Origin of the sequence: Falsiroseomonas sp., from assembly GCF_041690465.1 — a bacterium.
Taxonomy (GTDB): domain Bacteria; phylum Pseudomonadota; class Alphaproteobacteria; order Acetobacterales; family Acetobacteraceae; genus Falsiroseomonas.
Genome location: NZ_JAWLHG010000080.1, coordinates 1 through 10,251 on the forward strand (window position 1 = coordinate 1; position 10,251 = coordinate 10,251).

The 10,251-nt window shown below is 71.2% G+C and carries 10 protein-coding genes and 3 pseudogenes; 12 read left to right on the forward strand and 1 reads right to left on the reverse strand.

What is annotated here, in order from left to right; genetic code table 11:
• The first annotated feature begins 662 nt into the window (after window positions 1–662).
• The 3 genes from ACESM1_RS29600 to ACESM1_RS29610 all read left to right on the forward strand — a co-directional run bounded on the left by ACESM1_RS29600 (window position 663) and on the right by ACESM1_RS29610 (window position 3,384).
• The gene (locus ACESM1_RS29600; protein WP_372624872.1) at window positions 663–1,553 is read left to right on the forward strand and encodes a ParB N-terminal domain-containing protein; all 891 of its coding nucleotides are present in this window, start codon (window positions 663–665) and stop codon (window positions 1,551–1,553) included.
• 84 nt (window positions 1,554–1,637) lie between these two features.
• Window positions 1,638–2,132, forward strand: a complete 495-nt coding sequence (locus ACESM1_RS29605; protein ID WP_372624874.1) for a DNA methyltransferase — start codon at window positions 1,638–1,640, stop codon at window positions 2,130–2,132.
• On the forward strand, window positions 2,122–3,384 hold the full coding sequence (locus tag ACESM1_RS29610) for a site-specific DNA-methyltransferase (protein WP_372624876.1): 1,263 nt from the start codon (window positions 2,122–2,124) through the stop codon (window positions 3,382–3,384). The genes ACESM1_RS29605 and ACESM1_RS29610 overlap by 11 nt, the downstream gene beginning before the upstream one ends.
• Here the strand turns inward: ACESM1_RS29610 and ACESM1_RS29615 are convergent.
• On the reverse strand, window positions 3,361–3,894 hold the full coding sequence (locus ACESM1_RS29615; protein WP_372624878.1) for a DUF5943 domain-containing protein: 534 nt from the start codon (window positions 3,892–3,894) through the stop codon (window positions 3,361–3,363). The genes ACESM1_RS29610 and ACESM1_RS29615 overlap by 24 nt on opposite strands.
• 170 nt (window positions 3,895–4,064) lie before the next feature.
• Between ACESM1_RS29615 and ACESM1_RS29620 the strand changes: the two genes are divergently transcribed.
• The 9 genes and pseudogenes from ACESM1_RS29620 to ACESM1_RS29660 form a co-directional block, all read left to right on the forward strand.
• Complete coding sequence (locus ACESM1_RS29620) at window positions 4,065–4,301, forward strand: hypothetical protein (RefSeq protein WP_372624880.1); 237 nt, start codon at window positions 4,065–4,067, stop codon at window positions 4,299–4,301.
• A 104-nt stretch (window positions 4,302–4,405) separates the two neighbouring features.
• Window positions 4,406–5,251 carry a DUF3489 domain-containing protein gene (locus ACESM1_RS29625; protein WP_372624882.1) on the forward strand — a complete coding sequence of 282 codons (846 nt, stop codon included), beginning with the start codon at window positions 4,406–4,408 and terminating at the stop codon, window positions 5,249–5,251.
• Window positions 5,252–5,332: 81 nt separating this feature from the next.
• Window positions 5,333–5,656: a c-type cytochrome gene (locus tag ACESM1_RS29630; protein WP_372624884.1), complete on the forward strand. Its 324-nt coding sequence runs from the start codon at window positions 5,333–5,335 to the stop codon at window positions 5,654–5,656.
• A 43-nt stretch (window positions 5,657–5,699) separates the two neighbouring features.
• A complete protein-coding gene (locus tag ACESM1_RS29635) occupies window positions 5,700–6,227 on the forward strand; it encodes a hypothetical protein (RefSeq protein WP_372624886.1) in 528 nt (175 codons plus the stop codon).
• Window positions 6,228–6,378: 151 nt separating this feature from the next.
• Window positions 6,379–8,154: pseudogene (locus ACESM1_RS29640) on the forward strand (phage terminase large subunit family protein).
• A gap of 111 nt (window positions 8,155–8,265) precedes the next feature.
• Window positions 8,266–8,409 (forward strand): phage head-tail joining protein, encoded by a 144-nt coding sequence (locus ACESM1_RS29645; protein WP_372624888.1) that lies wholly within the window; start codon window positions 8,266–8,268, stop codon window positions 8,407–8,409.
• On the forward strand, window positions 8,409–8,576 hold the full coding sequence (locus ACESM1_RS29650) for a hypothetical protein (RefSeq protein WP_372624890.1): 168 nt from the start codon (window positions 8,409–8,411) through the stop codon (window positions 8,574–8,576). The genes ACESM1_RS29645 and ACESM1_RS29650 overlap by 1 nt, the downstream gene beginning before the upstream one ends.
• Before the next feature lie 105 nt (window positions 8,577–8,681).
• Window positions 8,682–8,873: pseudogene (locus tag ACESM1_RS29655) on the forward strand (hypothetical protein); the annotation flags it as partial.
• 166 nt (window positions 8,874–9,039) lie between these two features.
• A pseudogene (locus tag ACESM1_RS29660) lies at window positions 9,040–10,251 on the forward strand (family 65 glycosyl hydrolase); the annotation flags it as partial.

Here is a 10,251-nt window from a genome sequence, read left to right on the forward strand (position 1 = left end):
CGGCCGAGGCTGAGGCGCGCTACTATACCCAACTGGAGCCGGCCGCCCTGGCGGCATGACCCAAACAAAACAGCCTCCGGCGAACCCGGGGCGGTTCAGTCTCTGACTCCGCCGCGTCGATGCGCGCACCACATCCCGCGAAGGCATCGACATAGGACAGGTGGAAGGGCTGCTTTGACATCACCCGCAGGTATGCGGCCAGATAGCTGACCACGACGCCCTGCTTCTTTGCCGTGTCCCTATTGCCGAACTGTTGCGTGCGCCCTGCGCCGCGATGCGGTGGCCTGCTCATGATGCCAGCGTATCAGAATTTGCAGCCAAGGAAGGTGGAAAGAAGGAAGTGGAGCGAAATCCTGTCGCGTTGCGAACCGGAACTCACATCGGGTAATCTATCGACACTCGTTGAATTGCGGCCACGACGCGGCTCACCAGTCACGGCGTCGCTCGATCGAGACAGTGGCTCGCGAGCCGCAGGGTCCTTCCTGGGCCTGGCGTATGCGGGGGGCGGAAGCGCGCAACATCGCTAGCGCCAGCCCGGAAATATGGTTCGCAGTTCGCACCATTTGCACGTGATTTCCGCGCCGTAGCTGCGAACCATGGCTGCGTCGGTTCGCAGCTGCGGTTCGTATGGTTCGCACCCACCCCGATCCCTGGATGGCCCGATGACGCTCCCCTGGCTGGCGGCGAAGATCGTGCTGCGCCCGGTGGCGGAGCTGCGCGCGCATCGCGGCAATGCGCGCGTGCACGGCGCGGCGCAGATCGAGCAGATCAAGGCCAGCATGCTGGCCTTCGGCTTCACCAATCCGCTGCTGGTGGACGAGGCGGGCGTCCTGATTGCCGGCCACGGCCGGCTCGAGGCCGCTGTCGCGCTCGGCATCGAGAAGGTGCCGACCATCGTGCTGCGGCATCTGTCGGCGGCGCAGAAGGAGGCGCTGCGGCTCGCCGACAACCGCATTGCCGAGAACGCCACCTGGGACCAGGCGCTGCTGCGGGAGGCGCTCGCGGCAGTGCAGGCAGCGCCCGACCTCGACCTCGCCACGCTCGGCTTCTCGGCCGCGGAGCTCGACGACATCCTCGCGGCGGCTGGAGAGGCCGTGTCCGACAGCGATGCGCCCGGGGCCAGGTCGGCGCCCGCGGTTCAGGGGGGCGGGGACGGCGCGGCGGCGACGGAGGAGGCGCCGGCGGAGGATGACCCCGCCGATGTCGAGCCGGAGCCGCCGCGCCAGGCCGTCGCGCGCAGCGGCGACATCTGGCTGCTTGGCGAGCACCGCCTGGCCTGCGGCGACAGCACCAACCGCGCCACCGTCGCACGCGTCATGGCCGCGGATCGCGCGGCGCTGCTGTTCACCAGCCCGCCCTACGGCAACCAGCGGGACTACACGACCGGCGGCGTGTCGGATTGGGACGCGCTGATGCGGGGCGTGTTCGCGCATGTCGACGGCGCGCTGCGCCGCGACGCGCAGTTGCTGGTGAACCTCGGCCTGATCCACCGCGAGGGAGAGTGGCAGCCCTACTGGCAGGGCTGGCTGGACTGGATGCGCGCCCAGGGCTAGCGGCGCTTCGGGCTGTATGCCTGGGATCAGGGGCCCGGTCTGCCGGGTGACTGGAACGGTCGCCTCGCGCCGGCCTCCGAGCTCGTGTTCCACTTCAACCGCGAGGCGCGGCAGGCGAACAAGATCGTGCCGTGCAAATGGGCGGGCACGCCGAACAAGGGCAGCGGGCTCCGCGCGGCCGATGGCGAGGTGAAGGCCTACACCCACATCGGCCTGCCGGTGCAGGAGATGCGGATCCCCGACAGCGTGCTGCGCATCACCCGCCACAAGGGTCGGGGGATCGAGGCCGAGCACCCTGCGGTGTTCCCGGTGCCGCTGCCGGAGTTCCTGATGCGCGCCTACACGGACGAGGGTGACACCGTGTTCGAGCCCTTCGCCGGCTCCGGCACGACGATCCTGGCCGGGCAGCGGACCGGGCGCCGCATCAGCACAATCGAGCTGGCGCCGGCCTATGTCGACCTGGCGATCGCCCGCTGGCGCATGCTGCATCCCGATCTGCCGGTCACGCTGGCCGACGACGGCCGCGGCTACGACGCTATCGCCGCAGCCCGTGCGGAGGCCCTCGCCGATGCTGCGTGAGCTGCAGGTCACCACCGTTCCCGTCGCCGCGCTGGTGCCCTATGCCGAGAACGCGCGGACGCACTCCGAGGCGCAGGTGGCGCAGATCGCCGCCTCCATTGCCGAGTTCGGCTTCGTGAACCCGGTGCTGGTGGATGCCGCCGGCGTGCTGGTGGCCGGCCACGGCCGGGTCATGGCGGCGCAGCGCCTCGGCATGGCCGCAGTGCCGGCGATCCGGCTGGCGCACCTCACCGAAGCGCAAGCCCGGGCGCTGCGGCTGGCCGACAACCAGATTGCGCTGAATTCCGGCTGGGACGAGGCGCTGCTCGCGGCGGAGATCGCGCGCATCCGCGACGAGGCGGTGGTGGACCTCGACGTGCTCGGCTTCTCCGGCATGGAGCTCGATCGGCTGCTGGCCGCGGCGGATGCCGGCTTTGACGACGATGCGGATGACGCGCCCGAGCCGCCGGCCGTACCAGTCACGCGCGCCGGCGATCTCTGGCGGTGCGGCGACCACCGCCTGCTCTGCGGCGATGCGACGAAGCTGGCCGACGTGCAGCGGGCGCTCGGGGATCGTTCGCTTGCCGACATGGTATGGACAGATCCACCATACAATGTTGCTTATGAAGGCGGCACAGCGGCGAAGATGACCATCGCCAACGACGCGCTCGGCTCCGGCTTCCTCGACTTCCTCCGGCCGGCGCTGGCGAACCTGCTCTCGGTGACGAAGGGCGCCTGCTACGTCTGCATGTCGTCGTCGGAGTGGCCGACGCTGCACCGCGCCTGGCAGGAGGCGGGCGGCAAGTGGTCGAGCACGATCATCTGGGCGAAGAACACCTTCGCGCTCGGCCGCGCCGACTACCACCAGCAGTTCGAGGCGATGCTCTACGGCTGGAAGGCCGGCGCGCAGCACTACTGGTGCGGCGCGCGGGACCAGGGGAATGTCTGGCACTTCGACAAGCCGGCGCGGAATGACCTGCACCCGACGATGAAGCCCGTGGCGCTGGTCGAGCGCGCGATCCGCAACAGCAGCAAGCAGCGCGACACGGTGCTGGATCCCTTCGGCGGCTCCGGCACGACGATGATCGCGGCAGAGCGGACCGGCCGGCGCGCGGTGCTCCTGGAGATCGACCCCGCCTATGCCGACGTGATCGTGCGGCGCTGGCAGGAGGCGACGGGCGAGGTCGCGGTGCTGGACAGCGAGGACCGGACATTCGCGGATATCGCCGCGGCGCGCGGCGTGGCCACTTCACGCGACGACATCGCAGCGTAGTTCAAATCGGCATTCGAGATGCCCGGCAGCAGCGCAGGCTACCTCGCGACACACTGGCTCGCCCGCGCGCCCTGCCATCGCCAGCACGTAGCGCATACCGCCGGCGAAGCTGCCCTCGAACATGTAGCAGACGTGCCGCCCCGTCTCGGGGCCGTAGCCGAGCGCAAAGGCGGAGTGGCGCACCGTAACGGTCGCTGTCCCGGCGGTCTCGTCGAGCGACGTGATGTCCAGCAGGCCATAGCCGCGCTGCGACAGCCGCCTGAGGTAATGGCGGAAGGTGTCCACGGGTGTCAGGCCGTGCGTCTTGGCCTCCGCCCGGCACCACTGCAGGGCGGAGAGATCGCTCGAGGCGTAGAGGATGTCGCGGTAGGCGGCCGGGCCGATGGCGGCCTCGATCCCCTTCTGCATGTTCACCAGGAAATGGCGCGGCAGGTAGATCATCGGCAGGCCATCGGTGCGCCAAATGCCCGTGTCGGGATCCACGTCGATGGGGACTTGCGGCTGGGCCATGGCTTCTCCTGACGGCGGCTGGCCCGACGGCCCTGACGGCGATCATGATGTGATCCGGACCGCCGCAGCATAGCAATCCCGCGACGCTGCATCCTGCTTGGCTCGGGCGCGGCACAGCGCGAATGGTCCGTCACGCGCAGGGGATGCCCTGCACCACGACGGAGACGACGATGAGCGACCGCGAAGCCCGCGCCACCCGCAACCAGCAGAAGAGCCTTGAAGCCTTCCTGCAGCAGAAGGCCCGCTTCGACGCGATGGTCGCAGAATTGCAGCAGATGACCGCGGATCACTTCGGGGCGGATCCCGAGGACGTCCTCTGGGGCAAGGCCGCGACGCTCGAGCACTGGAGCAGCCGACTTGCGAGCGTGACGGACTGCTACTTCAAGCGCGGCGAATTCGCCGAGTAGCGCGCCGCGCCCGCCGCAACGCAGCGCCGCCAGCGCCCCGACAGGCCAGGCCTGCGGGGCTCCCGGCAGTAGGGGCCGAGGGTCGGTCCCCGGAACCGGAGACCATGACGATGAAGCTTTCCGACACGCAGCGCGCCATCCTCGCCGCCGCCGCGCAGCACCCCGAGCACCTGGCCTACCCGCCCGGGCGGCTGCCCGCAGGGGCGCGGCAGAAGGTGGCGCAGGCGCTGCTGAAGCAGGACCTGGTGATCGCGGTGCACCGCCCCGCCTACGACGCGCACGCAATGTGGACGGTGGATGGCGACGAGATGCTGCTGAAGATCACCGACGCGGGCCTGCGCGCCATCGGCGTCGAGCCGGCGGCGCCCGTGGCGGATGCCGGAACGGGCCCGAACACGGCGCCCACGGGCGGGGAAGACGCCACGCCGGGGGGTGAGGACGCCCCGGCGCCGGAGGCCGCCCAGGGCGCGCCCGCGGCGCCGGAAGCGTGCGCCCGCGCCGAGGACCTCGCCCTGCTGGACCCCGCCCTGACCGCGCCGGCCCCGCGCGCCAGCCTGCGCCACGCCGCCGCGGCGGTGCTGGCCGCCTGGGACGACGAGGCGAACCGCGAGGCGGACATGATCACCGCCCTCGACAGGCCGATGCAGGCGCTCCGCGCCGCGCTCGCCGGCAAGCCGCCCCGCCAAGTCCGCGAGCCGGGGGCGCCGCGCAAGCCGCGCGAGGGCACGAAGCAGGAGACGGTGCTGGCGATGCTCCGCCGCGAGGAGGGCGCCACCATCGCGCAGATCTGCGAGGCGACGGGCTGGCAGCAGCACACGGTCCGCGGATTCTTCGCCGGGCTGAAGAAGCGCCAGGGGATCACGGTCGAGGTGCTGGAGCGGGTTCGGCAGGTCGGGCCGAACAAGGAGGGCGCCCGCGGGTCCTTCACGATCTATCGCGTGGCGGGCTGATGCACGTCGCGGGTTGGCGCCAGCGCATGGTGCCGCCCGCTGACGCGCGGTAGCATCGCACGGTAACCGAGGAGTAGTGCCTTGCTGACGCTGCCGCGCGCGCTCTCTGTCCTCGTCGTCCTTTTCGCTGCGGCTGCTGTTTCGGCGCAGGAAGTGCGCCCGCAAGCCGGGCAGGCTTTCGCGCAGGAGAATTGTGCGAGGTGCCATGCGATCGGTCCGACCGGGCGCAGCCCGCTCGCAGAGGCACCCGCCTTGCGTGACCTGCACGGGCGATACCCCGTCGACCAGCTTGCCGAGGCGCTCGCGGAGGGGATTGGCACTGGTCATGCCGCGATGCCGGAGTTCCAGCTCGAGCCGGCGCAGATTGCCGATCTTCTGGCCTATCTGAAGACGCTGCAGCGCTGAGGTTCGCATCGCGCTTGCGCGATGGGAGCCTGCTTCTGCCGCCATGCCAGAGCTGACCCCCTCGACGCGCGAGGCCGCACGTCGCATCGGCATCACCGACACCGCCCTCCGCAAGGCCGAGAGCACGGGCCGCATCGGCCGTGAGCCGGACGGCCAGTGGGACATCGACAAGACCCGGCGCCGTCTGGTCGAAACCGCCGATCCCGCCCGCTCGCCGCTCGCCAGTGGCGGCGGCGCCGCCGGCACCGGCGACACGCCCTATGCCCGACTGAAGGTCGCGCAGCTCGCGCTCAAGGTCGAGGCGCAGCGCCTCGCGCTCGACGAGAGCAAGGGCAAGCTGCTCGACGTCGGCGTCGCCAATGCGGCGATCGACGAGGTCGACGGCGCTATGCGCGATGCGCTGCTGAACTGGCCGGCCCGCGTCTCCGGCGTCATCGCCGCCGAGCTCGGCGTCGATCCGCACCTGCTGCAGACCATCCTGCAGCAGCACGTCACCGATCTGCTGACGGAGGCCGCCGATCGCTTCGATCCCGCAGGCGGCGCCGGCGGAGGCCGTGGCGCGAACCCGTGAGCATGTGCACCGCCGGGCCGGGGCGATGCTCCGCCCGCCGCCGCAGCTCAGCGTCTCCGCCTGGGCCGAGCAGCACCGGATCCTGAGCAGCCGCGGCTCCTCCGAGCCGGGGCCCTGGCGCACAGCGCGCGCCCCGAACCTGCGCGCCATCATGGACGCGCTCTCCGCGCCGCACCCGGCGCGGCGGGTGGTGTTCATGGAGGGCGCGCAGGTGGGTGCCAGCGAGAGTGGCAATAACTGGTTGGGCTACATTGTCCATCACGTGCCAGCGCCGGTGCTGGCGGTGCAGCCAACGGTCGAGCTCGCGAAGCGCTTCTCGCGCCAGCGCATCGACCCGCTGCTGGAGGAGACGCCGGCGCTGCGGGAGCGGGTGGCGCCCTCGCGTGCCCGCGACAGCGGCAACACGATGCTGTCGAAGGAATTCCCCGGCGGCATCCTGGTGCTGACCGGCGCGAACAGCGCGGTCGGGCTGCGCTCCATGCCGGCGCGGTTCCTGTTCCTCGACGAGATCGACGCCTATCCCGGCGACGTCGAGGGGGAAGGCGACCCGATCGCGCTGGCCGAGGCCCGCGCCCGCACCTTCGGATGGCGGCGCAAGGCCTTCCTGGTCTCGACGCCGACTATTGCCGGCCGGAGCAGGATCGAGCGGGAATACGCCGCGTCCGACCAGCGGCGGTTCTTCGTGCCCTGTCCCTACTGCGGGGAGATGCAGTGGCTGAAGTTCGAGCGGCTCCGCTGGGAGAAGGGCGAGCCGCGCTCGGCGCGCTACCACTGCGAGGCCTGCGACGCCCCGATCGAGGAGCACCACAAGACGGCCATGCTGGCCAGTGGCGAGTGGCAGGCCACTGCTGTGGCCGAGGATCCGCACACGGTCGGCTTCCACATCTCGGCGTTCTACTCCCCGGTGGGCTGGCTGTCCTGGGAGCAGATCTTCCGCGATTGGGAAGCGGCGCAGGGCAAGCCCGAGGATCTGAAGACCTTCAAGAACACCGCTCTCGGCGAGACCTGGCAGGAGCAGGGCGAGGCGCCTGATTGGGAACGCCTGGTCAAGCGGCGCGAGGATCTTCGGATGGGCGTGGTGCCTGCCGGCGCGCTCTGCCTCACCGCGGGCGTGGACGTGCAGGACGACCGCCTCGAGTGCGACGTCTGGGGCTGGGCCGACGGCTACACCTCCTGGCTGGTGGATCACGTCGTCATCCCCGGCAGCCCGCGCGAGCGGGAGCCCTGGGACGCGCTGGCGAAGCTGCTGGCGCGGGACTGGCCGCGCCTGGGCGGCGGCGCGATGCGCATCGCCAAGGGGTGCGTCGACACCGGCGGGCGGGACACCGCGGCGGTCTACGGCCATCTCCGCCGGCTGCACGATCCCCGCATTGCGCCGACCAAGGGCGTGGACGGCTAGAACCGGGCGCAGCCGGTGCAGGGGCCGACGCCGGTGGACGCCATGGTCGACGGCCGCAAGCTGCGGCGCGGCCTGAAGCTCTGGACGGTGTCGGTCTCGACCTGGAAGGCCGATCTCTACCGGCGGCTCTGGCTCGGCCGCGGCGACGGAGACGAGTTCCCGCCCGGCTGGGTGCATCTGCCGCAGGGCATAGAGGCCGAGTGGGTGAAGCAGCTGGTCGCGGAGCAGCTGCGCACGGTGAAGGATCGGCGCGGCTTCGCGCGGCAGGAATGGGCGAAGCTCAGGGAAAGGAACGAGGCGCTGGACTGCGCGGTGCTGGCGCGCGCGGCGCTCTGGCTGCTCGGGGCCGATCGCTACGGTGAGCGCTTCTGGGCGCGGCTGCGCGAGGACGTCGCAAACGCGCCGCTGCGGCCGAGCGAGATTCCCGCTGGTGGGAATGTCGCGCCGCCGCCGTCGCCGCCGCCGGCCGCGTCGGACAGCCATCGCCCCCGCGGCCGGCTCGCGCCGCGCAGCGGCTGGCTGCGTTGAACGGAAGACGAGCATGGACCCGACCGTCCTCGCCTGGGCGCTGGCGCAGCCTGCCGACAGTCGCGGCGCGGCGCGGCGCTCGCCGCAGCCTACACCGGTGGCACCACGCGCGTGACCTTCGGTGGGCGCACGGTGGAATACCGCAGCCTCGATGAGCTCGGCCGGGCGCTGGCCGTGCTGCGCGGTGCGGAGACGACGGCCGCCCGCCGGCCCTCTCTCACGCTGGCCAGCTTCTCGCGCGGGGGAAGCATGTGATGGGCCGGCTGCGAGATGCCTGGCGCGCCTTCAGGGGCTATGCCGCGGCGCAGGACAGCCGCGCCTCCGCCTGGGCGCCGTCAGGCGGCAGCGCCACGGCCGAGGTCGGCGTGGCCGCGGCGACGGTGGCGCGGCGAGCCCGCGATGCCGTGCGCAACGATCGGTAAGCCAGTCGCATCGTCGAGCTCTGGACGGGGAACGCCGTCGGCGCCAGCATCATCAGGCGCTGGCCGGACGAGGCGCACAGCACGGCGTGGTAGCGTTGGGCGGAGAGCACCGGCTGCGACGCCGAGGGCCGGCTCGATCTGTATGGCCCGCAGGCGCTGGCGATGCGCGCCGTCGTCGAGAGCGGCGAGTGCTTCGTCCGGTTCCCGTGCCGGTGCCTACCGACCAAGGCCGTGCACGGCGCGCAGGTTCCATCCGACGGCGCTGCTGATCCGCAATCCGGCTTGGTCAATACATGATCCCGGACGCCTCCGACGGCTTCTTCGAGGTGGCGGCCTGCGGAGGCTCGGACGGCTGCAGGCATTGGCGCGGTGGCGGCCCATATGATGCAGACACTTGGCGCTGACGACTGGTGAAGGCCTTGGCCTTGCCGCGAGACTCGGAGCCTGACCTTCGGAGAACATCATGCTGCGCATGCGTCGGGCCCCGCCCGCCCATACCTTCCCGGTCGAGCCCTGGGCTCTCGAGGCCGTGCGCTTCGGCCCGGAACTCGCGGAGTGGTTCGTCGGCCAGGCCGAGACGATGTTCGCCCTCGCCAATGGCTATCTCGGCATCCGCGGCGTGCTCGACGAGGGCGCGCCGGCGCGCGAGCCCGGCGTGTTCCTCAACGGCTTCCACGAGCTGCGCCCGATCACCTACGGGGAGCGCGCCTACGGCTTCCCGCGTGTCGGGCAGAGCATGCTGAACCTACCCGACGGCACGCCCATGCGGCTCTATGTGGGGGGCGAGCCCTTCCGCCTCGACCGGGCCGAGCTGCTTTCCTTCAGCCGCCGTCTCGACATGCGCGTGGGCGCGCTGCAGCGGGTGGTGGCCTGGCGGACGCCCGCGGGTGCGCGCCTCGTGTTGCGCACCGTGCGTCTCGTCTCCTTCGACGACCGGCACCTTGCCGCACTCGCCTGGGAATTGTCGGCCGAGGACGAAGCGGCGGAGATCACAATGTGCTCGGAGCTCGTCCTCCACCCGCCGCTTCCGGTCGACACGGGGGATCCGCGCCTCGCCGAGCCCGCTTCCGGTCCACGCGTGCTGTGCCCAACCTTGCATGAGGCCGCGGCGCTGCGGGCCGTGCTCGGCTACCGCACCGAGGGCTCGGGCCTCATCCTCGGATGCGGCATGGACCATGTGGTGGAGCAGCCGGATCGCCTGGTCGCCGAGGCCGAGTGCCGTGAGGATTTCGCTTGCGTGCGCTTCCACGGAGAGGTCGCGCCCGGCAGGCCGATCCGGCTGTGGAAGGCGCTCGCCTATCACTACGACGACGGCGTGGCGCCGGGGGAGATCCACGCTCGCGTCAGCGCCACCCTCGACCGTGCGCTGCACCTCGGCTTCGGTGGCGTGGCCGAGCGCCAGCGCGCCCGCCTCGCGCGTTTCTGGGAGCGGGCCGATGTGGAGGTGGAGGATTCCGACCCGCACCGCCAGCAGGTGATCCGCTGGAACCTGTTCCAGCTGCTGCAGGCCTCCGAGCGCGCCGAGGGCCACGGGATTGGCGCCCGCGGCCTGACCGGCCGCACCTATGAGGGGCACTATTTCTGGGACACCGAGATCTACGTCCTGCCCTTCCTGGCCTACACGAACCCCGCCATGGCGCGCAGCCTGCTGCTGTTCCGCCACGGCATGCTCGAC